25 protein-coding genes are annotated in these 25,725 nt (G+C 43.3%); 10 read left to right on the plus strand and 15 right to left on the minus strand.

The window, feature by feature from the left end:
- Positions 1-2 precede the first annotated feature (2 nt).
- Positions 3-701, plus strand: coding sequence for a potassium channel family protein (locus N7U62_RS13070; protein ID WP_264138426.1), 699 nt, complete (start codon positions 3-5; stop codon positions 699-701).
- Here the strand turns inward: N7U62_RS13070 and N7U62_RS13075 are convergent.
- The 12 genes from N7U62_RS13075 to N7U62_RS13130 form a co-directional block, all read right to left on the minus strand.
- On the minus strand, positions 698-2,722 hold the full coding sequence (locus N7U62_RS13075) for an alpha-amylase family glycosyl hydrolase (RefSeq protein WP_264138427.1): 2,025 nt from the start codon (positions 2,720-2,722) through the stop codon (positions 698-700). The genes N7U62_RS13070 and N7U62_RS13075 overlap by 4 nt on opposite strands.
- 82 nt (positions 2,723-2,804) lie before the next feature.
- Positions 2,805-3,761 carry a signal recognition particle-docking protein FtsY gene (gene ftsY / locus N7U62_RS13080; RefSeq protein ID WP_264138428.1) on the minus strand — a complete coding sequence of 319 codons (957 nt, stop codon included), beginning with the start codon at positions 3,759-3,761 and terminating at the stop codon, positions 2,805-2,807.
- A gap of 142 nt (positions 3,762-3,903) precedes the next feature.
- Complete coding sequence (locus tag N7U62_RS13085; protein ID WP_264138429.1) at positions 3,904-4,056, minus strand: DUF4295 family protein; 153 nt, start codon at positions 4,054-4,056, stop codon at positions 3,904-3,906.
- Positions 4,057-4,058: 2 nt separating this feature from the next.
- Positions 4,059-4,241 (minus strand): 50S ribosomal protein L33, encoded by a 183-nt coding sequence (gene rpmG, locus N7U62_RS13090; RefSeq protein ID WP_264138430.1) that lies wholly within the window; start codon positions 4,239-4,241, stop codon positions 4,059-4,061.
- A gap of 11 nt (positions 4,242-4,252) precedes the next feature.
- Complete coding sequence (gene rpmB / locus N7U62_RS13095; RefSeq protein ID WP_264138431.1) at positions 4,253-4,492, minus strand: 50S ribosomal protein L28; 240 nt, start codon at positions 4,490-4,492, stop codon at positions 4,253-4,255.
- 104 nt (positions 4,493-4,596) lie between these two features.
- The gene (locus N7U62_RS13100) at positions 4,597-4,947 is read right to left on the minus strand and encodes a translation initiation factor (protein ID WP_264138432.1); all 351 of its coding nucleotides are present in this window, start codon (positions 4,945-4,947) and stop codon (positions 4,597-4,599) included.
- The gene (locus tag N7U62_RS13105; RefSeq protein WP_264138433.1) at positions 4,931-5,797 is read right to left on the minus strand and encodes a universal stress protein; all 867 of its coding nucleotides are present in this window, start codon (positions 5,795-5,797) and stop codon (positions 4,931-4,933) included. Before N7U62_RS13105 ends, N7U62_RS13100 begins: the two co-directional genes overlap by 17 nt.
- A gap of 166 nt (positions 5,798-5,963) precedes the next feature.
- Positions 5,964-6,368, minus strand: a complete 405-nt coding sequence (locus tag N7U62_RS13110) for a hypothetical protein (protein ID WP_264138434.1) — start codon at positions 6,366-6,368, stop codon at positions 5,964-5,966.
- A gap of 198 nt (positions 6,369-6,566) precedes the next feature.
- Entirely contained in the window at positions 6,567-7,463 is an 897-nt protein-coding gene (locus N7U62_RS13115) for a 1,4-dihydroxy-2-naphthoate polyprenyltransferase (protein WP_264138435.1), read from the minus strand.
- Positions 7,464-7,468: 5 nt separating this feature from the next.
- Positions 7,469-9,256: an arginine--tRNA ligase gene (gene argS / locus N7U62_RS13120; RefSeq protein WP_264138436.1), complete on the minus strand. Its 1,788-nt coding sequence runs from the start codon at positions 9,254-9,256 to the stop codon at positions 7,469-7,471.
- Between the two features lie 6 nt (positions 9,257-9,262).
- Positions 9,263-10,204, minus strand: a complete 942-nt coding sequence (gene ctlX, locus N7U62_RS13125) for a citrulline utilization hydrolase CtlX (RefSeq protein WP_264138437.1) — start codon at positions 10,202-10,204, stop codon at positions 9,263-9,265.
- 1 nt (position 10,205) lies between these two features.
- Positions 10,206-11,123, minus strand: coding sequence for a dimethylarginine dimethylaminohydrolase family protein (locus tag N7U62_RS13130; RefSeq protein WP_264138438.1), 918 nt, complete (start codon positions 11,121-11,123; stop codon positions 10,206-10,208).
- Between the two features lie 161 nt (positions 11,124-11,284).
- On the opposite strand from N7U62_RS13130, the gene N7U62_RS13135 reads away from it, so the two are divergent.
- From N7U62_RS13135 to N7U62_RS13145, 3 genes are all read left to right on the plus strand, one after another.
- Positions 11,285-12,673 carry a type III PLP-dependent enzyme domain-containing protein gene (locus tag N7U62_RS13135; RefSeq protein WP_264138439.1) on the plus strand — a complete coding sequence of 463 codons (1,389 nt, stop codon included), beginning with the start codon at positions 11,285-11,287 and terminating at the stop codon, positions 12,671-12,673.
- A gap of 66 nt (positions 12,674-12,739) precedes the next feature.
- Positions 12,740-13,468, plus strand: coding sequence for a polyprenol monophosphomannose synthase (locus tag N7U62_RS13140; protein ID WP_264138440.1), 729 nt, complete (start codon positions 12,740-12,742; stop codon positions 13,466-13,468).
- Between the two features lie 228 nt (positions 13,469-13,696).
- Positions 13,697-14,140 (plus strand): Dps family protein, encoded by a 444-nt coding sequence (locus N7U62_RS13145; protein WP_264138441.1) that lies wholly within the window; start codon positions 13,697-13,699, stop codon positions 14,138-14,140.
- A 49-nt stretch (positions 14,141-14,189) separates the two neighbouring features.
- On the opposite strand, the gene N7U62_RS13150 is transcribed toward N7U62_RS13145, so the two are convergent.
- Positions 14,190-14,834 carry a response regulator transcription factor gene (locus N7U62_RS13150; protein WP_264138442.1) on the minus strand — a complete coding sequence of 215 codons (645 nt, stop codon included), beginning with the start codon at positions 14,832-14,834 and terminating at the stop codon, positions 14,190-14,192.
- Positions 14,831-16,816: a tetratricopeptide repeat-containing sensor histidine kinase gene (locus N7U62_RS13155; RefSeq protein WP_264138443.1), complete on the minus strand. Its 1,986-nt coding sequence runs from the start codon at positions 16,814-16,816 to the stop codon at positions 14,831-14,833. The genes N7U62_RS13150 and N7U62_RS13155 overlap by 4 nt, the downstream gene beginning before the upstream one ends.
- A 149-nt stretch (positions 16,817-16,965) precedes the next feature.
- On the opposite strand from N7U62_RS13155, the gene N7U62_RS13160 reads away from it, so the two are divergent.
- Together N7U62_RS13160 and N7U62_RS13165 are read left to right on the plus strand one after the other, a co-directional pair.
- Positions 16,966-17,661 (plus strand): Lipl32 family lipoprotein, encoded by a 696-nt coding sequence (locus N7U62_RS13160; protein WP_264138444.1) that lies wholly within the window; start codon positions 16,966-16,968, stop codon positions 17,659-17,661.
- A 55-nt stretch (positions 17,662-17,716) separates the two neighbouring features.
- The gene (locus tag N7U62_RS13165) at positions 17,717-18,115 is read left to right on the plus strand and encodes a hypothetical protein (protein WP_264138445.1); all 399 of its coding nucleotides are present in this window, start codon (positions 17,717-17,719) and stop codon (positions 18,113-18,115) included.
- A gap of 7 nt (positions 18,116-18,122) precedes the next feature.
- Here the strand turns inward: N7U62_RS13165 and N7U62_RS13170 are convergent, their stop codons facing one another.
- Positions 18,123-18,551, minus strand: a complete 429-nt coding sequence (locus N7U62_RS13170) for a thioredoxin family protein (RefSeq protein ID WP_264138446.1) — start codon at positions 18,549-18,551, stop codon at positions 18,123-18,125.
- A 138-nt stretch (positions 18,552-18,689) separates the two neighbouring features.
- On the opposite strand from N7U62_RS13170, the gene N7U62_RS13175 reads away from it, so the two are divergent.
- From N7U62_RS13175 to N7U62_RS13190, 4 genes are all read left to right on the plus strand, one after another.
- Positions 18,690-19,451, plus strand: coding sequence for an SDR family NAD(P)-dependent oxidoreductase (locus tag N7U62_RS13175; RefSeq protein ID WP_264138447.1), 762 nt, complete (start codon positions 18,690-18,692; stop codon positions 19,449-19,451).
- A 250-nt stretch (positions 19,452-19,701) separates the two neighbouring features.
- Positions 19,702-21,333 carry an L-glutamate gamma-semialdehyde dehydrogenase gene (pruA, locus tag N7U62_RS13180; protein ID WP_264138448.1) on the plus strand — a complete coding sequence of 544 codons (1,632 nt, stop codon included), beginning with the start codon at positions 19,702-19,704 and terminating at the stop codon, positions 21,331-21,333.
- A gap of 137 nt (positions 21,334-21,470) precedes the next feature.
- Positions 21,471-24,716, plus strand: a complete 3,246-nt coding sequence (locus tag N7U62_RS13185; RefSeq protein ID WP_264138449.1) for a ligand-binding sensor domain-containing protein — start codon at positions 21,471-21,473, stop codon at positions 24,714-24,716.
- Positions 24,717-24,771: 55 nt separating this feature from the next.
- On the plus strand, positions 24,772-25,524 hold the full coding sequence (locus N7U62_RS13190) for a sulfite exporter TauE/SafE family protein (RefSeq protein WP_264138450.1): 753 nt from the start codon (positions 24,772-24,774) through the stop codon (positions 25,522-25,524).
- Positions 25,525-25,725 lie beyond the last annotated feature (201 nt).

Raw genomic sequence — 25,725 nt, forward strand, 5'->3', positions numbered from 1 at the left:
ACATGAAGTATATAATAGTAGGATTAGGCAACTTCGGCTCCTCGCTGGCACTCAAACTGGCAGAAGGTGGTCATGATGTGATCGGAGTTGACAACAACGAAAACCATATCAATGAGCACAAGGACAAGCTGACCCATACTCTCAAAATGGACAGTGCTCACGAACTGGCAGTCAGCCAACTTCCTTTGTCGGACACAGATGCAATCATTATTTGTATAGGTGAGGACTCGGGAGCAGCCATCACGACAGTCGCCTTATTCAAAAAACATGCGCCTAACTGTAGAATTGTAGCGCGATACACGACCGAAATCCAAAAAACAATCTTGGAGGCAATGGGTATTGAAGAACTCGTCAATCCAGAAGCAGAATTTGCCGACAACTTCGCCAACCGACTCACGATCACAGGCAGCCTCAACACCTACATGCTGGACGACAAATATGAACTAGTCGAGTTCGAGCTGCCAGAAAGCTATATTGGCAAAACTGTCCAGGAGGTCGACATTGTCAAAAAATGGAAAGTTTCTCTTATCACTCTCATACGACACACCAAAAGCAAAAACCTACTGGGTAGAGAGATTGATAAAACAGAAGTCCAGGGCGTCATCAGTGGCACCACTGAATTTAACAAAGGAGACACCCTCATGCTCTTTGGAAAAATCAAAGATTTGAAAAACATGATGGATCATTACCAGGAAGACTAAGCCTTCACTTCCGCCTTCTTTCGATAAACCTGTGCAGATCTACAAGGTGTGTACAAACTTAACTGTGGTTTTTCCTCAACCAACATAGTATGGTGTTCGACAGAGGCATCACATCGACCATGCCCTCCATAGGCCTCTGCATCACTATCCAGGATCAACTCAAAAATCCCAGTCTGATTGGCAAAGAACTTATAGTCCACAACAGAACTCGACACACTAAAATTGAAAACGAAGAGTAAATTATTCCTTTCAAACACAACTACATTATTGATAGGATCCATATTCAATTGCTGTGCAGGCATGGCATTCAGGACATTATTTTCCTTCAGTAGATGCACCATAGCACCATCAAAATCTGACAGGTAGTGATATTTCAAATCCTGATTATCCACCAATGACCATTGTCGTCTCGCATATTTGTAGCTCCAGTCATTTCCTTCCCGTGGAAAATCAATCCATTCCGGATGACCGAATTCATTTCCGATAAAGGTCAAATAGCCCTCACCTCCCAGCGCAGCAGTAAAAAGTCTCAGCATCTTGTGCAAAGCTATACCTCGATCAATTATTGGATGCTCATCCCCCTTGGACATGTGCCAATACATCTCTTTATCCATCAGCCAAAAGGCCAGGGTTTTGTCCCCTACCAGCGCCTGGTCGTGCGACTCAGCATAGGCAATCGTCTTTTCCTTATAGCGACGATTGGTTAGCACATCCCACATCTCGTGGATATTCCAATCTTCGTCTGCTTTGTGCTTTAGGGTTTTGATCCAATAGTCGGGTATCCCCATGCCCAGTCGATAGTCAAAACCAATTCCTCCTTCATCTACCTTTCGGCACATACCCGGCATGCCACTCATATCCTCTGCAATCGTAATCGCTCCCGGTTTGATCTCATGAGTTAGCTCATTGGCCAATTGAAGAAAACATATCGCATCCCAATCCACCATATGTCTGAAATACTTGTCGTAGTGATCAAAAGCCACTCCCTCGCCATGATGATGGTAGAGCATGGAGGTCACCCCATCGAAACGGAAACCATCAAAATGAAACTCCTCAATCCAATAACGTACGCTGGAAAGCAAAAACTGCATTACTTCAGTTCGACCATAGTCAAACAACTTAGAATCCCAGCCTCCATGATAGCCTCTGCCACCCTTGTGAAAATACTGGTTGTCCGAGCCATCAAAATCATTCAGCCCTTCTGCTATATTTTTAACTGCATGAGAATACACCGCATCCATGATTACGGCGATTCCCATCTTATGTGCCTGATCGATCAGATATTTCAGATCTTCCGGTGTGCCAAAACGAGAACTAGCTGCGAAAAAATTGGAGACATGATAGCCGAAAGAACCATAGTATGGGTGCTCCTGTACAGCCATCATCTGCAGGCAGTTGTAGCCCATTTTCTCTACCCTTGGCAGTACTTCATCCGCAAATTCACGGTAAGTGCCTACCCCTTCTTTTTCCTGAGCCATCCCGATGTGACATTCATAAATCACCGGATTCTTTATTACACTCGGATCAAAGCCTTGATCAGTCCATTTAAAAGCTTTTTTAGGTGCCCAGATTTGCCCTTTGAAATCGTGGGTTTCCGGATCCTGAACAGTTCTTTTGATATAAGCGGGGATTCGATCTCTTTCTTGAAATCCATTTTGGACTTTCACCTTGAGCAAGGTTTGATCAGACAGGGGATGCTCCGAATCATCGGCTACAAAAATGCCCCAAACGCCCTGTTCGTCCTGAGTCATGGGGTGCAAATCTGCATTCCAGCCATTGAACTCACCAATTAGAGACAATCCATCTGCAGCAGGTGCCCATTCGCGGTACCACCACCCTTTTAATTTCTTGTCATAGTTGAAACCAAAGTACTCATCAGCAGATGCGAACTTTTTGAGAGAGCCTGCTTCCTCTTTAATTTGCTTCAATCGATCCAGATAATACTGGTAGCGTTGCATCACATCTTGCTCGTAGGGTGCGAGCCAGGGATCATCTTGAATCAAGCCGATTTTTTTCTTCATAGTAGAGTCTCTTTGCTTTTGGTAAGTTAAGATTCCCTACTTATGATTGAAAAGGAAACGAGTATTAATTATGGAGAGACAGTTACACCTTCTTAAAAAACGAATCTACAAACTCCACTTTATTGAAAAGCTGGAGATCGTCGACACCTTCGCCCACTCCGATGTATTTCACAGGGATTTTGAATTGGTCTGAGATACCAATGACTACACCACCTTTGGCAGTCCCGTCTAATTTGGTGATGGCCAATGCAGTCACATCCGTGGCTTTGGTAAATTCCTGAGCCTGAATAAAGGCATTTTGTCCAGTACTACCATCCAGCACCAGCATAATCTCATGGGGTGCATCCGGAATGAATTTCTGAATTACTTTTTTGATTTTGGTCAGCTCGTTCATCAAATTGACCTTGGTATGCAATCTACCCGCCGTATCGATGATCACGATATCCGCTTGCTCATCAACAGCCTTTTTCACTGCGTCGAAAGCCACTGCTGACGGGTCTGTATTCATACCATGTGCCACCACTGGCACACCTACTCGCTCACCCCAAAGCTTCAACTGATCAACTGCTGCTGCACGAAAGGTATCCGCTGCACCCAGTATCACTGACTTACCCGCTTTCTTAAATTGAGACGAAAGTTTGCCTATTGTAGTGGTTTTCCCCACTCCATTTACGCCTACCACCAATAGGACATAGGGCTTCTTTTCCTCTGGGAGAGAAAAATCCGTTCCGTCTGAGGTATTGTTTTCTTCTAGCAGGCCTGCGATTTCTTCTCGCAGAATCAGATTGAGCTGATCCGCATTCAAATACTTATCCTTGGCTACTCGTTCTTCGATTCGATCGATAATTTTGACTGTGGTATCTACCCCTACATCCGAACTAATGAGCACCTCTTCCAGCTCATCCAGTACATCTGCATCTACTGTAGATCGACCAGCAACTGCCTTGCCCAGTTTCTGAAAGAAGCTTTCTTTCGTTTTTTCCAGGCCTTTGTCCAGGCTTTCTTTTTTATCCTTCGAAAAAATATTGAATAGACTCATTGGGAATAATTATCAAGTAGCGCCAAAAGTAATGGGATTCAGCGAGATATGGGACATTTTGCCAGACATGTATGCCCACTACGAAACAAAAAAAGTCTCCTGCGTTTGACAGGAGACTTCTTTCCAATTTCTTTCTTATCGTTTACTTAGCTGAGAGTACGTCTTTTACTCTGTCTTCAGTAACGATCTCCTCACGAAAAGAGTAAGCACCTGACTTAGTCTTTACCGCTTTGATCACTTTTGCGAATTTTACTCCGTCTTTTTTCTTCAGCGTTGCAACTACCTTCTTAGCCATGGTTATTTAATTTCTTTGTGAACAGTATATTTCTTTAGAATTGGATTGAATTTTTTCAATTCCATTCTGTCAGGAGTATTCTTCCTGTTTTTAGTAGTGATGTATCTAGAAGTACCTGGCTGACCACTTTGTTTGTGCTCAGTGCATTCTAGTATTACTTGTACTCTATTACCTTTCTTAGCCATCTTATTCTAATTTACAGTACAATATTTCCTTTTTGCTTGGCTTTTTTCAACACTGCAGATATACCATGCTTGTTGATGGTTTTCAATGCAGTAGATGAAACTTTCAATGTTACCCACTTGTCCTCTTCAGGGATATAAAATCTCTTCTTGAAAAGGTTCGGGTAGAACATTCTCTTTGTTTTGTTATTCGCATGGGAAACGTTGTTTCCTACCTGTGGTCTCTTACCAGTTATTTGACAAACTCTTGACATGATTTCTCGTCTTTTATCGATCCGTGAAAAAAATCGGAGTGCAAATATAGGTGCTTTTTGATAAAAACCATAACAGAGCCATAAAAACTCTGGAAATTATGCACTTATCCTCCTACTCTTTTGGCGGGGTAGCCCTCTTTGGCCAGAACCTGTAGCACTTTGTCTCTAAAATCGCCCTGAATCAGGATTTCGCCGTCTTTGGCATTCCCACCTACTCCGCACTTGGATTTTAGCATTTTGGCGAGATCTTTCAGATCCTCTGCACTACCGACAAAACCTGTTACCAGAGTCACTTGCTTTCCTCCTCTGTTCTTTTTGTCCAGCATCACTTTGAGGTTCTGCTCATCAGGAGCGAGAGTTTCTTGTTCAAAACCTCCCTCTTCCTGGTAATCAAAAGAGTCGTCCGTTGAGTAGACGACTCCTATTCTATTCTTAAACTTAGCTTTCTTTGACACTTGATTCACGTTTTACATTCAAGGTCCATACCGGACGCTTCGCATGATTCACGACATCTTCGGCAATGGATCCAATCAGCAGATGCATGATACCTGTACGTCCGTGCGTTTCCATGGCGATCATATCTGCATCGATTTCTTCTGCAAAGGAAACAATTCCATCCTCTTCTGAAAAATCATTGTAAATATGTGTGCTGCAATTTTCGAAACCATAGTCCGAAACAAACTGCCCCATCAGCTTCTTGTCATACTTTGTACTTTGGAAATCACCCGGAGAATTGACTCTCACGAAATGAAGCTCCGCATTGAGAGACTTCTGCAACTGCATCAAATGCTTGATAAAATCTGGTGTTGCATCTTTAAAACCGGATGCCACTGCTATCTTATTGATCTTGTCTACATCGCACTTGCTTTTCATGGTCACAACAGGAACGTGACTTTTTCTGATCACTCTTTCAGCATTAGAACCTGTCAGCTCCTGAGTCATACCTTCTGTACCTTCGGTGCCCATGATCACAATGTCGCACTTGGTTTCAGTAATTTGCTCTGTTATTTCGATGTATGGATTTCCTAATTTAATCTTCCATTTCACTTCTGGCCCTTTGCCTTCCGCTTTGGCTAACCAATCAGCCATTTTGGCCTCAGCTTGCTCAATCATTTTTTTGATGAAGATGGATTCCATTGGGTCTGCATCTACCACCCCCATATAATGTACTGACGAACTGGAGGGGTGTTCTATAATGTGAAGCAATACAATTTGGCCGCCTTCCTTGTTCGCTACCTGTAGCGCCAAATCAAAGGCATGTTCGGCAACTGGTGAGAAATCGGTAGGCACGAGTATCGTATTCATATCTATTGTGTTTTGTTGATTTTCTTCTAAATCTACAGAACTTTTCCATAGTATCCGAAAAAGTATACGATCTGGAGCGCTAACAGATACATTCCCTAGCACATAAAAAAAGGGCGACCTAAGTCACCCCTTATTTCCTCCACAGAGGATTCTACTTTTCTTTTGATTATTTCATCAAGGCAACCAGCTTATCCTGGATATCTGATGTATCTGCTGTAGCATCTTTCAACTCCGCCTTTCTAGCATCGATACTTTTGATGTAATAGTTAGCGGCTTCTTTTGGCAAGTGGCACTTAGCATAGTAGTCACCCATTACTTCCAAATTGTACGAATTGGTTTTGATCTCCATTGACTGATCCAACCACTCTTTGGCGGTAGCCAATCCTGCATCTTTTTTGATTAGGTATTCTGCTTGTTTGGTTAAAAGCTTCCAATCATCTGGAGCACCATTTTCTACTGCCTCTGTGGCTTTTTCGATGGCCTTCTCTTTAGTTCCGAAAGCGAATGAAGTTGTACTTACTAATAAGATAGCTGCGATTGCGAATGTTGTAGTTTTTATTAAGTTTTTCATGACTGTGTTTATTTTAAAAGTTTTTGACATCTGACCATTCTATTGGCGAATGATGTGCCAAAAAACATAAACTACTGAAAAACAAACACTTAAACATTTCACAAAATATTATTCGCCAAAAACCGAACAGAAAAGTGTCCCAAAACGAACGCTACCGGACAGGAAACCTTTTATTTTCGGTTTCGTACTTGCGAAAAATCAGAGGATTTGGCCCAGACCGAAAAGAATAACGAAGAGTAGCGTACTTAGAGCCAACTGCTTCAAGAAGGGATCTAAATCAGCGGCAACCGTTTTATTTCTTACCGCACGATAGTTAGCTAATAAAAGAGGTGTGACCAGGACAAAAGCAAATTGCCACCAGGACTGATAGGACATCAGCACAAAAACAACCGCTGCAATTAAACTTCCCACTAACAATATCAAATGATACTTGACAGCAGCAGACCTTCCTAGCCTAACTGGTATCGACCTTTTTCCAGCTTTTTCATCAGAATCGATATCACGAATGTTATTAACATTGAGTACTCCTGTAGCGAGCAATCCACAACTGATGGCTGGCAAAACAATCGACCAATCCATACTCCGGCCATAGAGGAAGTATGACCCAAGCACTCCCGTCAAACCAAAAAAGAGGAAAACAGAAAGATCGCCCAACCCCACATAGCCATAAGGATTGCTGCCAGATGTATAGGTAATGGCCGCATATATAGCCAACAATCCTAATCCCAGAAAAGCCAGTGCATAGTACCAATCATCACCAAAAGCGATTAGAAGTAAGCTCACCCCTGAGATCAACGACAACACAACAAAAACCACCATTGCCCTTTTCATGGCTTGCGGACTGATCGCGCCACTTTGTACGGCTCTTTGAGGTCCTTCGCGATGCTCGCTGTCCGCCCCGTGGATAGAATCCCCATAGTCATTGGCTAGGTTGGACAGGATCTGCAGCAGCACTGTCGTCAATACAGTCAGACCAAATATCGACCATGAGAATATCCCTTTGGCATAGGCCAAAAAGCCAGCCATAAAAATACTGGACAATGCCAGAGGCAAAGTTCTTAAGCGAAAGGCTTCTAACCAGGGTTTGATACTCATAGGAATTACATTCTTTCTGGCACGTTGATACCGAGCAGCGACATGCCCAACTTGATCGTATCCGCTACCTGACGTGATAATGCCACTCGGAAAGCTACCAAAGCATCTTCCTCTTCGGTGAATATCGCCTGATCCGCGTAGAATTTATTATAGCCCTTGGCCAGATCGTAAACGTACTGCGCTATGATTGATGGACTGTATTCTTCTGCTGCTGCCTTCAACTTGTTTTGACACTCGGAGATCAAATAGATCAGTTCCGCCTCATTCGATTTGAAAGCAATGTCTGTAGCTACCTGATCGCTGCTCACACCCAGCTCGGCAGCACGTCGAAGAATCGCAGAGATTCTGGCGAAAGTATATTGAATGAACGGCCCGGTGTTACCCTGAAACTCGATTGACTCTTGTGGATCGAAAAGCATACGCTTTTTAGGATCAACCTTCAGCAAGAAATATTTCAAAGCACCCAAACCAATGGTGTCATAAAGTTCTTTGGCCTGCTCTTCACTGAACCCATCGATTTTACCCAACTCACGGGTATGATCCTCTGCGATCTGAATCATCTCTGCCATCAGGTCATCGGCATCTACTACCGTTCCTTCACGAGATTTCATTTTACCAGATGGCAAATCCACCATACCATAAGAAAGGTGAAAACATCCATCCGCCCATTCATAGCCTAATTTTTTGAGGATAAGGAAAAGCACCTTGAAGTGATAATCCTGTTCGTTGCCCACCGTATAGACCAGGCGCTCCAATCCTGGGTATTCTTTGAATCGCTGGATGGCAGTACCGATGTCCTGCGTCATGTAAACTGCGGTACCGTCGCTTCGGCGCACGATTTTCTGATCCAGACCTTCATCCGTCAGATCGATCCATACCGACCCATCTTCCTTCTCGAAGAAATGTCCTGATTTCAAACCATTTTCCACTTCTTCTTTACCCAATAGATAGGTATCAGATTCATAGTAAAGCTTGTCAAAATCGACACCCATTTGCTCGTAGGTCGCATCGAACCCTTCGTACACCCACCCGTTCATGGTTTCCCACAGTTGGTAGATTTCAGCATCTTTAGCCTCCCATTTGCGCAGCATATCTTGGGCTTCCAGTAGTATTGGCGCTTCCTTTTCAGCCTCCTCTTTGGTTTTACCTGCTGCGACCAGTTCTTCTATTTCCTTCTTATATGCCTTGTCGAACTCGACATAGTATTTGCCTACCAGTTTGTCTCCTTTCATTCCAGAAGAAGCAGGCGTTTCTCCATTGCCGAATCTTTGCCAGGCGATCATCGACTTACAGATGTGGATACCACGATCGTTGATGATCTGGACTTTGACCACATCATAGCCCAGGGCATCGTAGATTTTTGCCACTGAGTACCCCAGGAAAATATTTCTCAAATGCCCCAGGTGCAAAGGCTTGTTGGTGTTAGGTGAGGAATACTCTACCATCACCGCACTATCCTTTTTATCTCCCAGACCATATCGCTCATCTGACAATGCCTCATTCAATACTGACAACCAGGCCGAATCAGCGATTTCGATATTCAAAAAGCCCTTTACCACGTTGAAGCCAGAAACTGCAGCTGTCTTATCCTTTAGATATTGCCCGATCTCCTGGGCGGTATCTTGCGGACTCTTTTTAGAAATGCGACCATAGGGAAAGGTCACGAATGTATAAGTCCCCTCGAATTCCTTTCGGGTCGGTTGCAGACCCAATTCCTCCAGGTTTGCCTCGTGGCTGTAAAGTTCCTTCAGTGCAGACTGTATGCCTAGCTGTATGTCAGATGCGATATTCATTTCTTATTATTCTTTTGGAAGGAAAACCTCTGCCATCATGCAGCGAGCGCTTCCTCCTCCTAGTTTTTCAATTGTATTAAGTGAACTATGGATGATGTCTTCGTTATGGTCCAACAATCGATCGATTTGTTCGGGTTCGAGTGACTGATAAGCAGACTCTGACATCACAATAAACTTCTTACCTTCCTGATTTTCTACTTGCAGCATATTGCCTGCAAATTGCTCTTTTTGGTCCTCGGTGATCTCGATGATTTCTTTGTCAGACTCCTCCAGGCTCTCGATGACTTTAGCTCTATCATCCAAATCATCAATCGAATCCAGACATATCACAGCAAAACCATCTCCCAGACACATCATCACATTGGTATGATAGATAGGTAGACGCTCGCCGTTCACACTCTGATTGGCCACAAAATCCACAATCCTAAACCCGAATTGCTCACGGAATGTCTGAAGGACATCTGGATCAGTTCTCTCAGAAAGAGCCGCATATGCCAGTTTGTTTTCACGATCCAAAATCAAGCTACCCGTCCCTTCCAAAAACTTATTCACATGCTCAAAATCCGTAAGGTGGATCTCTTGAGATATGACAAAGCCTTTGTCCTCCAATAGATCAAAAATATCCTCTCTTCTTTCAAGTCTTCTGTTTTCGGCATACATGGGATATAAGCCCACCGTGCCGTCATGATGGAAAGACACCCAGTTGTTAGGAAAAATACTGTCTGGCGTTTCTGGTTTCAAAGTATCATTCACTACGATCACTTCGATCCCCTTAGCCTCCAGTTTCTCAACAAAATTATCGAACTCCTCTAAAGCCTGAGACTGAATTTCAGTCTCGCTTTCCCCTTCAGGTTTTTTCTGATAGTAATTATTGACGGCCGTTTCTTCATTGAAATGAAAACTGACCGGACGTATCATCAAAAGTGTGGATGTCGTATTCGCTCCCATACTAATAGGTTCTTTTTAGGGGTAAAGTTGAACAACGAAACAGCCCTTCCATCTTGGCTATTTCAGAATATTTCACGCGCTCCACAGTAAATCCTCGCTTCTCCAATTCAGCATTGAGACGAGTAAACCCCGCCTCGCTTACTACCACCTCTGGTGAAATAGAAAAAACATTCGAGTTCATCTCGTACATTTCTTCTTTGGTGATTTCTATACAGTTTTCTGCTCCAAACTCCTCCACCATATAGTCGTAATCAGCAGGATTTTTAAACCCTCCTTTGTATATGATGCACTGATTAGAACCGATAGGTTGAAAACAGCAGTCCAAGTGCAAGGCATTCTCTCTTGGATCTGTATCCGATTTCTTCAATTCAAAAGCCTTCACTTCATAATTCGGAAAGCTCTTTTGCAAAAACTCTACTCCAGCTCGATTGGTACGGCTGACTTTATAGGTATTGTAATCCTCCTCCTCAGAATAACCGACATACAGTTTTCCTTTCCAGGGCATCACATCCCCTCCTTCTGCATGCGCCTCACGAGGCATGATCAAAATATTTTCCTTTTCAATTTGATTGACCAGAAAAGTAATCCCATCCTTTTCATGCTCACGATCTTCGATAATGTTAGGCATCACGAATTTATCATATATCACGAAACCGATATCACGTGCATAAACCTGGTTGGTATCTTCTAGCACTTCTGGTCGATAGACTTTAACTCCATGCTTTTCCAAAGCGGCACGAAAGCCTTCATTTTCTACAATTAAATCCTCTTCCTTAGGAAAAGTACCATCGAGAATATGTTCTCGAGACTTAGGATCATAGACATGCTCCAAATCTGGGGTTCCTCCCAGACTTTTGGCAGTCCCCAGGACTACCGCTTCGAGCTTTGCCGTCTCATCCCTGATCATCAATTCTATCATTGGTTATCAATTAATTTTGGGTCGTTGTTTTTTGGGTCAGCAAATTTAATCGGATTTTAACCAAATCAATTCAATGCTCGAAAACATAAATAAGTCTTTGATATTTTTTAATCTTTGTGATATTTGCGCGATTTTTCCGAACCATTTGACTTGAAAATGAGATGAACAGGTACATAGATCTGATAGACCAAACTTTTTATTTCCCAACTGAAGACTTTGAGGTAAAAGACGAAAAACTACACTTTCATGGTGTGGACCTTCAAGCCATCATAGATGAATATGGCACGCCTCTCAAAATCACCTACCTACCTAAAATCTCTGAAAAGATTCAGCAAGCCAAGAAATGGTTCAGCGAAGCACTGAAGAAAAAAAATTATCAGGGAACCTATACCTACTGCTACTGTACTAAATCGAATCACTTTCAGTTTGTGGTAGAAGAGGCACTTAAGAATGACATCCATCTGGAAACTTCTTCGGCATATGATATAGCCATCATCAAAAGACTGGCAGAGCAAAAACTCATCAGTAAAGACACTTATATCATCTGCAATGGCTTCAAACGCCCACTTTATGTAGAGGAAATCACTTCGCTTTTGAACTCTGGATTCAAAAACTGTATGCCAATTCTGGACAACATGCAGGAGCTGGAATACTATGAAGCCAATGTCAAGGAGAAGTATCAAATGGGCCTAAGAGTGGCTTCTGATGAGGAGCCGAACTTTAGCTTTTACACCTCACGTTTGGGGATTCGCTACAGCGAAATTGTGGATTTCCACGAAAACCGAATCAAGGGCAAAACAAAAGGTGAGCTCAAAATGCTCCACTATTTCATTAATACCGGCATCAAAGATACTGCCTACTATTGGAACGAGTTGAGCCGCTTCATCAACAAATACTGCGAACTCAAAAAGGTTTGTCCAGAGATCGAAGCGATCGATATCGGAGGCGGTTTTCCTATCAAAAACTCTCTGCACTTCGAGTATGATTTTGAATACATGGTAGAGGCCATCGTAGAGCAGATCCAATTGATCTGTGCAGAACATGACGTGCCCGTTCCAAATATTTTCACTGAGTTCGGTAGCTATACAGTGGGAGAAAGTGGCGCTAATATCTATTCCGTGTTGGATGCGAAATTGCAAAACGACAAAGAGCTTTGGTACATGATGGATGGATCGTTCATCACGCATATGCCAGACGTATGGGGACTAAACACGAAATTCATCATGCTGCCTGTCAACCTGTGGAACAACGACTACCACCGCGTGAATGTCGGAGGTCTGACATGCGACAGCATGGACTACTACGATTCTGAAGCACACATTGGAGAGGTCTTCCTTCCTAAGGTCAAGAAAGATCAAACGCTATATTTTGGCTTTTTCAATACGGGAGCCTATCAGGAATCATTAGGCGGTTTTGGAGGGATCCAACATTGCCTGATCCCAGCACCCCAACATGTGATCATCGAAAAAGACGAAAATGGTGAAATGAAAAGCAGGTTGTTTGCAGAAGAACAAACCAGCGAACAAATGCTGAATATACTAGGCTACTAAAGCTTTGAAAAATGGAAAGCCTACTTATTTTAGCGCTTCATTCATTATCCTAATTGTCTGCATACTTTGAACGATAGTCTAGTCATCATACCTACCTTCAATGAAAAGGAAAACATTGAAGCCATATTGAAAGCAGTTTTAGAGCTGAATAGTGGCTTTGATATTTTGATCGTGGATGATGGCTCCCCGGATGGGACTGCGGCCATTGTACAATCGATGATGGAGGCCCATCCTGAAATTCGTTTGATCGAACGTGAGGGAAAACTTGGCCTAGGCACCGCCTACATCCGTGGATTCGCCTATGCCATCGAACATGGCTATGACTATGTATTCGAAATGGATGCGGACTTCTCTCACAATCCAGCTGATCTTCTTCTTTTGCGCAAAGCCTGTAAAGAGGAAGGCTATCACCTGGCAGTCGGATCGCGGTACATATCTGGCGTCAATGTGGTCAACTGGCCCATGGACCGTGTACTCATGTCTTACTTTGCCAGTATCTATGTACAATTCATCACAGGCATCCCTATCAAAGACACCACGGCCGGATTCAAATGCTACAGAAGAGAGGTTTTGGAAACCATCGGCCTGGACAACATCCATTTCGTGGGTTATGCCTTCCAGATCGAAATGAAATTCCTCACCTGGAAATATGACTTCAAGATTAAAGAAGTGCCTATCATCTTCACAGATCGTACGAAAGGCACTTCCAAAATGAGCAGAGGCATCTTCAAAGAAGCCGTCTTCGGCGTGATCCAAATGAAAATCAAGAGCCTCTTTCGCAAGTACATTAGATAAGCATCAGTTATCTAACATCCCTCTGACAAGAGACCAGAAAACGAGCGGACCAATAGACCAGAAGACCAGAACACCAGAGGACCAGAACACCAGAAGACCAGAACACCAGAAGACCAGTATCCCCCATAGATGATCCTTATCAGTTCATTGTACAAATAGATAAGATTGAATCACCCTTCGGCATGCCATTTGCGTTCATTGAAGTAGAGAATTTAATCGATACAGAACATGAAAAAGAACACAGAAATAATAGGACAACTAAACGAATTACTAGCAGACTTTCAGATCTTTTACCAAAACCTAAGAGGCTTTCACTGGAATATTCAGGGTAAAAACTTCTTTGAACTACATGCCAAATTCGAAGAATTGTATGTAGATGCAGCAGCTAAAGTAGACGAAATCGCAGAGCGTATCCTCACCATCTCTGGCACCCCCATGCATGGGTTTCAGGATTATCTGGACACTGCCGAGATCGTGCCAGTAAAAAATGTCCACGATGATGAGACGGCTGTCAAAACCATAATTTCAAACCTTGAAAAAATCATCGAAAAAGAAAGAGACATCAAGGAGCTGGCTGGATCAGTAGATGATAGTGGTACAGAAGATCAAATGTCCGCATTTATAGAAGAGCAAGAAAAAACGCTTTGGATGTACAAAGCGTGGTTGAAATAAAAACACATAACTTCAAATTCAGAAAGGCCACTCGAAGGAGTGGCTTTTTTTATTGTAACAATCCTTGCATCAGGGTCTGCTTCACCAACCCGGCTGTATTCTTTACTCGCAGTTTTGATAGCAAATTTTTTCGATGCGTATTGACCGTATGCTGAGAGATAAATAGTTCCTCCGCAATCTGTTGAGCTGTGTACTCCTCCACTATCAGTGCTAGTATCTCCCTTTCCCTTTTGCTCAATTCTACTTTTGGCTTCTCATCCGGAACCACTGCAAACAAACTCCTGGTATATTTTTCCTGAACCTCCTCAGAAAAATATTTCTCCCCCTGAAACACTTTTTTTATCCCATGAACCAACTCCTCTTTTTCAGCATTTTTCAATACATATCCCTCCACCTGTGCAGAAATCAATTGATGAATAGTAGCCGGATCGCTATGGGTGCTAAGTACTAGTACCTTCGTGTTGGGCAATTCTTTTTTGATGTACTGACTGAGTTGGATCCCATCCACTCCCGGCATACTGACATCCGTTAAGACCACATCGATGGGTTGTCCTTCTAACAATTGAATGGCCTCTTCTCCTGAACTAACGGTATCAACCACCTCTATTTCCTCCTGATCTTTCAAAATGGAATGAAGCCCTTGCAAAAACATTTTGTGATCATCTACTATCAGTATCCTAATTCCTTCCTTCATGTCATCATAGCGTTTGGTTCCTTTGTATTCAGAGGTTGTGGCAATGGCCAGTCTACGCTCACGATGGTTCCTCTTCCTATCTGTGAGTCGATGTGCAACCGTCCATTCAGCACTTTCACCCGTTGTTTGATATTGTCCAATCCAATGCCGTTCAAGCGCCTGGACCTATCAAAACCTCTTCCATTATCCTCAACCATCATATTGATCTCCTCCTCATTTTGCGTCAGAGCTACTTCTGCATAGCTGGCTCTGGAGTGCTTCATCACATTGGATACCAATTCTTGCAACACGCGATACATGTCTATTTTGTATTGGTCAGGCAGATAGTTGAGTGACAAATCCCTCGAAGCAATAAACTTAATCTCCAGACCTTCTAACGCACTAGATCTACTCTCGACAAAATCCCTTAGTAAATAAACAAATGGTGCATTCAGTACTTTGGTAGTGCTCAGGTCATGTGACAGGGTTCTCACTTCATTGTAGGTCGAATCTACTTCTTGAATCAATTCCTCTATGCCTGTTTGTTGACCCTTTAGCTGATTCAATTGCAATTTGATTCCGGCCAGTGTTCCCGCCACGCCATCATGCAGCTCTCGGGCTATTCTCTTACGCTCATTTTCCTGGCCCTCCAGGCTCGACCTTATGTTTTGTATCTCTCCCTCTTTCAGAATTTCCTGGATAGTTCTCTGATTGATCTCTTCATTCTTCTGAGTCAGAATCTCCTTATTCTTCAACTTTTGAGAATAATTCTGAATCACTACCACTACCAATATCAAAAGCAGAGCACTACCAAAAACCGCTACATTTCGAATCAATTTCTCCTTCTCAATTACAGCGTCATTCAAGGCTTGCTCGGATTGCAGCATAGATATTTCCTTTTCCTTCTTTTCTGCCTCATATTTAGCCAGCAGTTCTTCTATCTGATAATTCTTCTCCAGCGTAAAAAGGCTGTCCTTCATCTGCAAATGCTGAAAAAGATAGTCATAGGCTTGCTGATACCGACCCGCTCCGGCTTCATTAAAGGCCAGATTGGCGATGATAAACAAGAGGTCGTCAGAATTGATTTGCTCGGCAATGGCACGACTCTTCTTGTGATTGACTCGTGCAGAATCATATTGCCCCATTTCGAAATAAATCAAGCCAAGTTTGTTGTAAGACACCAGCAACAATGGCCAGGCTTCCTTTTTCTGTAATGACCTCAAGGCTTCCTTTTCATATTCCAAAGCCTTGTCAAGTTTCCCCATATTCAGATATAGAGAGGCGATCATTCCCATGGTATAAGTAAACCCGTCCCAATCTTCATTTTTCCTTTGTAGCTCGAGGCTTTGTTTGAAATAACCCAGGGATTTGTCATAGGCCTCTCGTTTGGATTCTAGCATCCCAAGGTTGCCCAAAACCACGGCTTTGATAAAATCTGAGGGTTCCAGTTTCAGGCATTTGAAGTAATAATCTCGTGCCATTTCGTAATGATCCTGCTCGAAATGTATGGTACCAATGTTATTGCTAATCCTTATTTCTTGCTCCACGAAACCCTCCAATTCCGCAATTTCCAGTCCTTTGGAATAATTATCTAGACTAGCCACCAAATCTCCAAGGAATCTAAACGTTGAGCCGAGCTGTTTGTAGCTCATCATCAATCCATGTGGGTTGCCCAAAAGCTCATATACCTCTTTGGATAGAACAAAGGCCTTCACTGCCTTTTGCCCTTGTCCAGTTGTCAGGTACACCTCCCCTTTTTGAAAGGCAGTTTTAGCCATTCCTGCTTTGTAGCTAACCTTTTGACTCAGTCGAAAAGCTGAATCCAATAAAAGAAGAGAAGAATCCGAATGGACCCCTTCTTGCTTTGATGATTCAATGAAGGAATCTACCAGGGATTCGACCATTCGAGGCAAGTCGTACGGCAAAGCCTCCACACGGCTCACCATACTGATTAACACAACTACCAAACCAATTGCCCACTTGCTGATTAACTCTCTCTTCATTGCTGGCAGCAAATATAACAGCCCCAAGTTCATGAAGCACGCTCATTGACATCACTAAAAATGGTGAATCTTTCATTTACCATTTTGTGGCGATGCATAAGATGGGGCTGGCCGCTAACCTTGCATTGTATTATTTAACAAACAAAACAATGATCAAACAAATTACTAAAATCAGCTTAACGATTGTGGTTTTGACATTAGCACTATTGTCAGAATCAAAGGCACAGAAATTAGACAAATTCGGTAGCTCTACTGAAAAATCAGTAGGTCCCAAAACCATCAGAGTACCTTATACAGATGTGATCTCATATCTGGGATACGCAGCTCCGGGCAACGAAGACGCAGTAGTAGACGACAAAAAATTCTATTACATCTACATCTGGGTTCCGGCTGTGGCACCAGAATTAGGAGTCAGAATGATGTCTCCAGTTGGAAATACAAAAATCAAAAATGCACTTGAGTCTGCAGACTTTCAAGACCAAAAGGGCAGCAAGGATTACTTTGATACATACATCACATTGGAGAGATCTGATATCGTGTCAAAAGACAATATCAATCAAAATGCAGTAGACAATGCAAACTGGGTTGTTTTGGAAAGAAACGATGACAGTAGCGAAATGCCAAAGCAGCCAAGCGGAAGCAGCTATAATTCTCTTTTGAGATATAAAAGTGAAGCCAGCAATCCGGCAAAAGCGCTGACTGTTGGTCTGTACAGAGTTGGATTCACCACTTACAAACGAGGTGAAGTAAACGGAACATTCCTTGCAGAAGTAGCCGCTCCTATCAAACTCCCAGGTGTAGCCATGGCTAAGACCCTGGATGAGCTAAACGAGCAATTGAAATAATTTCCAACAAATATGGCCTGATCCTCTGGGGTCAGGCCCTCTTTCATTTATTGACATGACCGAAAGCACCATTTCTATCGTATTGGGAACTTTGACGATTCTCGTTTTACTTGCCAAAAGACTCTTTCCTTCTATTCAAAACAACATTTTACTTCTTTGTCAGGGCATCATCAGTGTTTGCTTTTGTGCCATTGGACTCTACCATTTTTTAGCAGACATCATGGCTTATCAAATTTCAGGACTTGCCCTAACCCAACAAGACCTGATGGCCAACTTATGCGACATATTGGTCATCGCGCTAGGTGTGGTCATACTCAACGACTCCATATTAGCCATGAACTATCAAAAACTTAATTTGGAGAACCAACCCAGTCACTGGATGTTCAAAACCAAACAATTCATGTTGAGTATTGCTTGCGTGCTGGCAGGACTATATGATGTTTATGCGATCTAAATTTGGATCAATTCAGTTCATCCAAAGAATTCATAAAATCATTGCTTTTCAGATAGCCTACGATCTTTTGATGGGACTGAAGATCTGAACTAAATACAACCATGGTTGGAAGTCCTTCTATGGCCACTTGTTGAGCCAGTTCCTTTGCTGTGATAGCCTTGTCTCCGAAAACAAAACGTTGCGGGCTATCAAAATCCAACTTCACAGCATAAAACTCCTTGTTCATTCGCTCAGCCACTTCCTTATCCGAAAAGGTGGTTCTGTCCATCTTTTTGCACCATCCGCACCACTCAGCAGTGAAGTCGATAAAAATCGGGCGACTATCTGAGGTATTCAATTTTTGCGCCTCCTCCAGCGTGTACCAGTTCATCTCCTGAGCCTGAGTAGCCCATGTCAACCCTAACAGTAGAGTAAGGCTCATTAATACTTTTTTCATGTTTCTTATTTTATTGGGTGAATAACGTTGCAACTGCATTTCTATTGATAAAGTTCGAATGAAAATCCGAAAATCCATCAATCGGTCGTATTTTTCGCTCCCAAGCGATTAATTTAACACTCTGAATCGTTCAAGCTTATGTACATCAATCTTTCCGGACTCAACGTACTCGTGACAGGTGCCAGTCGAGGAATCGGCAAAGCCATCGCCTCTAAACTGGCAGAGGCTGGAGCTACCATTGCTGTTCATTACAACAAAAACATGCGCGAAGCTGAAAATCTCGCACATGTCCTCGGCAATGAATCCAGAGCTTTTCAGGCGGATCTATCCCAGCCCGATGATGCCGCTAACCTTTTTGATCGGGTGATTCTGGAGATGGGAAGTATCGAAATATTGGTCAACAATGCAGGTGTCGCCATCCCCGCAGACATAGATGCAAAAGAATCTGATTGGATCAATAGCTGGAACACCAATATCCAGGTCAATTTGACCTCCAGCGGTATTCTTTGCAAAAAAATCATCGAGCACTTCCTCAAAAGAAATTCGGCAGGTAGAATCATCAACATCAGCTCCAGAGCGGCTTTTCGTGGAGATACTGCAGAGTACATGGCCTATGCTGCATCCAAAGCTGGCCTGGTAGCCCTCACTCGCACCATCGCGCGGGCTTATGGCAAACAAGGCATCAAAGCTTTCAATATCGCACCAGGGTTTGTCAAAACAGATATGGCCATCGGGATCATGGAAAAATATGGAACAGAGCACGCCTCTTCGGACATCGCACTGGAGCGAATGACCGAACCAAAAGACATTGCGCCTTTAGTAACCTTTTTGGCAAGTGGGATGGCAGATCATGCTACCGGTAGCACCATAGATGTAAATGCCGGCAGCTACGTGCACTAATCTACTCCTATCACCAAAAACAAAAAGAGCAATAAGACCAACATAAAAACATAAAGGAACAGGTCGTTTCTAAAGTACTTTTTGTACTTGCTATAAAATTCTCTCAGATTCAATTGCTATTAGATTTTCGCTAACAATAGTTTGACGCTTTGATATGCAAGCTTAATTATATCTGGTATAGAAATTTGGGATAGGTTTTACTTTTTTACCTTTGCAGTCCAATAAGGAACAAACATTAAACAAAAAAGATATGCCCAAAGGAATATTTCAGGTGCCTACACCTATAAATGAACCTGTAAAGTCATACCAGGCCGGTAGCCCGGAAAAAATCGCATTGAAAGCAGCAGTAGCTCAGATGCGAAGCGAAGAAATAGATGTACCGATGTACATCGGAGCTGAAAAAGTCACTACCGACGAAAAAGTGAGAATGGCCCCTCCTTATGATCACAAACATACGCTGGGTTATTTCAACCGTGGAGACGAAGGTCATGTGGAGCAAGCGGTAAACGCGGCTCTTGGCGCTAAAGAAGCCTGGCAAAACCTGTCATGGGAGCACCGTGCAAGTATTTTCTTGAAAGCAGCTGATTTGTTAGCGGGTCCTTACAGAGCCAAAATCAATGCTGCAACTATGCTCGCTCAGTCTAAAAATGCTTTCCAGGCAGAGATTGATTCAGCTTGTGAATTCATCGACTTCTTGCGTTTCAACGCGCACTACATGACGCAGATCTATAGCGAACAGCCTAACTCAGCGCCAGGTATGTGGAACCGTTTGGAGCACAGACCATTGGAAGGATTCGTATTTGCTATCACTCCATTCAACTTTACTGCCATCGCAGGGAACCTACCATGTGCTCCGGCTATGATGGGTAACACCGTAGTATGGAAACCAGCAGATACCCAAGTGTATTCTGCTAGAGTCATCATGGAAGTACTGAGAGAAGCAGGTCTGCCAGACGGTGTGATCAACTTGATTTATACCGATGGGCCTGTAGCTGGAGAGGTAATCTTCAAACACAGAGATTTTGCTGGCCTTCACTTCACAGGTAGTACGGCCGTATTCCAACATCTATGGAAAACCATCGGAGAAAACATCTCTATGTACAGAACCTACCCAAGAATCGTAGGGGAAACAGGCGGTAAAGACTTTATCATCGCGCACAAATCTGCCAATCCAAAAGCTTTGGCTACTGGTATCGTCAGAGGTGCATTCGAATTTCAGGGACAGAAATGTAGTGCCGCATCCAGAGCTTACATTCCTAACAACATTTGGGAAGAGACCAAAGGCTACATCGTTGAGGACTTGAAGTCAGTCAAAATGGGATCACCAGAAGATTTCACCAATTTCGTGAATGCTGTGATCGACGAACGTGCTTTTGACAAAATCGCAGGATTCATCGACAAGGTGAAAGAAAGCAACATGGCTGAAATCATCTCTGGTGGTGGATATGACAAGTCTAAAGGCTACTTCATCGAACCAACAGTAGTGGTGACTCAGGACCCGATGTTCCTGACGATGTGTGAAGAAATCTTTGGGCCAGTGATCACGATTTATATTTACAACCCTGAGCATTTCGAAGAAGCGCTAGAGCTAGTGGACAAAACTTCTGACTATGCACTGACTGGTGCGATCTTCTCGGATGACAGATATGCCATCGAGCTGGCGACTAAGAAACTAGTCAACTGCGCAGGTAACTTCTACATCAACGACAAGCCTACAGGTGCTGTTGTAGGTCAGCAACCATTCGGAGGCGCCAGAGGTTCTGGTACCAACGATAAGGCAGGTTCCGTACTCAACTTGTTGAGATGGGTATCTCCTCGTACGATCAAGGAGACCTTCAACCCTCCGACAGATTACAGATATCCGTTTATGGAAGAAAAATAATGATAGAAAAAGGCCGCTGATGCGGCCTTTTTTATTTTATTTACTTTTACAGACAATCTTTCCGACCTTCTTTTGGCAGGTGTAGGTTTTACCCTTTATATTCAGATTTGAATTCAAATCAACGCAGGGTGAGGCAATTGGGAAAGAGCACAATCGATACGATACAAACAGGCAAATTAAACTCCATACTTTTTTCGTTTATACTATCTCTGCTCTTCGCTCAGAACAGCTGGAGCCAAGACCGAACCTTCAAACTAGACTATCTCGGCGATGATGAAGGTCTCTCCCAAAACACCATCAATTGCATCATACAGGACAAACTCGGTTACATTTGGTTCGGTACTCAGGATGGCCTCAACCGATACAATGGCTATGAATTCGAAATTTTCAGACATGATGAAGCTGATAGCAGTAGCATTAGCGACAATTTTGTACTGGGTATAGATGCCGATGCAAGGGGCAATCTCTGGATCGCTACTCGAGGGGGCGGACTCAACTTCTTTGACATTCGCACCGAAAAGTTTTCACACTACGTACATGACCCGAGCAACTCCAATTCCATCAGCAACAACCGACTGAGAACAACGCTGGTAGACCGAAAAGGAAATATCTGGATCGGAAGCAGAGGAGGCGGACTTAATAGGTATAATCCGACAAGTAAGACTTTCACTCGCTACAGGCATAGCGACGATCCTAATTCCCTTGCGGGTGACGAGGTTTACTGTCTATTCGAAGATCAAAAAGGCGTCATCTGGATTGGAACAAGTCAGGGTCTCAATCGGTACCAGGAGAGCAATGACAACTTTATCACTTATCTACCGGGGACCTACATTCGAGGCATCATAGAGGACCACAAGAAACGTCTCTGGATCGGATCATTCGGCAAGGGTCTCATTTTGTTCAATCGTGAATCAGGGCAGTCCAGCAGCTACCTACATCAGCCCGACAACCCCAAAAGCCTTAGTAGCAATCAGATCATGTCGCTACTCGAAGATGACAATCACAATTTATGGGTGGGAACTCACGGGGGCCACCTCAATCTTTTCAATCCTGAGCAAAACAGTTTTCAAAATCTGCAAGTCATCTCGCCCAATGTGAGGACACTGTATCAGGATCAAAGCAAGACCCTATGGATCGGAACCCGATGGGGCATCAACAAAGTCAACCGTCAAAAACAAAAATTCAGTCATTATAGAAATTCGGAAGTCAATCCTAACCTACTCACCAGTAACAGTATTTTCACAGTCTTAAAGGACACTGATGACCGCTACTGGATCGGCTCCTTCGAAAAGGGCTTGACTCTGATCGATGAAAAAAATAGACTGAACCTCAAGTTCACGAAATCATCTGGAAGTGGGCTGCAAGGAGACAAAATGAGAAGCCTCTTTCAGGATTCTCAGGGCAATATTTGGGCAGGAACCAGAGAAAATGGCCTCTATCTCTATCATGAGCAAACTCAAAAGATGATCCCTTATCCCATCATGGGAAGACAAAAGATCTCTGTCAATCAAATATTTGAAGACAGTAAAAATGACCTTTGGTTCTGCACCTTCAACGGGCTCTTTCATTTCGATCCTGACACGAAAAAATTCACACACTACGAAAAAGAAGATGACAGGTCTAGCCTCCACAGCAATGCCACCTGGTCAATTCGTGAAGACCAGAATGGCAAATATTACATTGGGCTCTACGCAGCAGGCTTTGACATATTCGACCCTAAAAGTCACACCTTCACTCATTTTGAAAAGGACGTCAATGATCCCAGCAGTCTGGCCAACGATGGTGTCTCCGAAGTTTTCGTCGATTCCAAAAACAGAATTTGGGTAGCCATCTATGGAGGTGGGCTAGACTATTTTGATCCTGAGACCGAAAAATTCACGCACTACTCCCGCAACGAAGGGTTAGCCAATACCGCGCTCTATGGAATACTCGAGGACGAGAAAGGACATCTCTGGATGAGTCACAACCTGGGCATATCCGTTTTCGATCCGGAAACCAAAAAATTTACCAATTACAGCAAAGACGATGGTCTCTTTGGCCATGAGTTCAACTCCTCTGCCTATTTCAAAGCCCATGACAATGAAATGCTTTTTGGTGGAATGGAGGGTTTATTGATGATCAACCCAGACAAATTAGAATCTATCGAAGACCTACCCAGGGTCATGATCAACCAGTTTTCGTTGTACAACAAGGAAGTCGAACCTGGCAAAGGCGGCGTACTGGATAGCTTGATCGAATTCGATCATCAGATCACTCTGGACCACAACCAAAACTACCTTTCGTTTAGGTTCGTAGCACTCAACTATGTCAATGCCAATAACAGCCGATACCAATACAAACTCATCGGTTTTGACAAGCAATGGGTCGAAGCATCCAACGACCGAACGGCCAAATACACCAATCTACCCCCGGGCAACTACACATTCAAAGTCAGGAGTACACTCAATGGACAATTCGAAAACTATACGACCGATCAGATTCGATTGACGATACTGACGCCCTGGTGGAAAAAAGAATGGTTCATGGGGCTCTGCGTCCTATCCATTTTCGGACTGCTTTGGTCAGGTTACAGCTATCGCACTCACGCCATCAAAAAGAAGAACATAGCACTAGAAAACACAATCAAGGAGAGAACCAAAGAAATCGCCGAACAAAAGGAAATGCTAGCCAGTCAAAATCTGGAACTCCGCCAGCTCAACAAAGAAAAAAATGACCTGATCGGCATGGTCGCCCATGATCTCCGCACTCCTCTCAACAACATCAAAGGACTGGTATCGCTGATCGAAATATCCGAAGACTCCCTCAGTGAGGAAACAGAGGAAAGCATACAATTGATCCATGAATCGACCGATCGCTTGCGTGGTATGATCACCAAAACGCTGGATGTAAACGCCATAGAAGCCAGGACGATCAACCTTAAAAAATCCTACTTCGAAATCAATGAACTGCTGAAAGAAGTCGCCTACAATTTTCGACCTATTTCGCAATCCAAAAAAATCGAAATCCTATTAGAACAAAGCACTAATCAGTATCAGGTACACCTGGACAAGAACTATTGCATCCAGATCTTCGAAAACATTATTTCCAATGCCATCAAATTTTCGAATTCTGGCACACAGATTAAAATCACCACCCACGAAATCAGCGAAAAAATACAAATCCATGTCACTGATCAAGGCCCAGGCATCAGCCAATCGGACATGAAAAAGCTCTTCGCCAACTACAAACCCCTGAGCGCAAAACCTACTGCTGGCGAAGAAAGCAGTGGCCTGGGACTTTATATCGTCAAAAAATACGTCACTGCCATGAATGGGAAAGTTTGGTGCGAAAGCGAAGTGGGCAAAGGCAGTACCTTCATAGTGGAATTCCCCCTGGCTGATTAGCATTTTTGAAGATAGTACCTTAAGAAATTAGGATAATTACGCAGATTTGCCTTCCATGATAGAACTCTTCGGCTATAGTCTCACCTACCAGTCTTTTGCCTTTTTCCTGATTGTAGGCATCCTTATTGGTATGTCCAAAACGGGCGTGCATAGCGCGAACATGCTCGCAGTACCTCTGTTGGCTGTCATCTTTGGTGGCAAAGCATCCAGTGGATTGATGTTGCCGGTATTAATCATGGCTGATTTTTTTGGCGTCAAGCACTACCATCGTCATGCAGAGTGGCGCTATCTCTGGAAGTTGTTTCCCTGGGCCATTCTCGGCATTTTGGCGGGTACTTATTTCGGACAAATGATCGACGATCAGATGTTTCGTACGATCATGGGTGTGATCATTTTTGTCAGCCTGGTGGTGATGGTGTGGATGGAGAAAAGCAACAAAAAGAACATACCCGATTACCTCTGGTTTGCAGCGCTGATGGGGATCATCGCCGGATTTACCACCATGGTAGGCAACCTCGCAGGATCTGCCATGGCACTCTACCTCCTGTCCATGCGCATGCCCAAAAATGAATTCATAGGTACAGCCGCGTGGTTCTTCTTATGTGTCAATGTTTTCAAAGTTCCTTTTCATATTTGGGTCTGGGACACGATCAGTTGGCAGTCATTTGCTCTGGATTTATTACTCCTCCCTTTCATCGCCATTGGTGCCTATCTGGGCATTCACATCATCAAGAAAATCTCAGACAATTATTTCCGTTGGTTCATCATACTCATGACCTGTGTGGCAGCCGTATTTATGATCATCTGATATCTCCAATTTGGATTCATCCAATATTTCAGTTCACCTTTTGAATAAGATCAACTGAAAACCAATATTTTACTTCGATTCACACCAGAATCCCGGCTAGAATGATTAAGATTGTGGTCGACCATTTCAGGAGAAACCATAAGCCTACCGTATCTCCCTTGATCAAGCTTGACCCATTCTTATTGCTGTTATTAAAGCGTG

Origin of the sequence: Reichenbachiella ulvae (assembly GCF_025833875.1) — a bacterium.
Taxonomy (GTDB): Bacteria; Bacteroidota; Bacteroidia; order Cytophagales; family Cyclobacteriaceae; genus Reichenbachiella; species Reichenbachiella ulvae.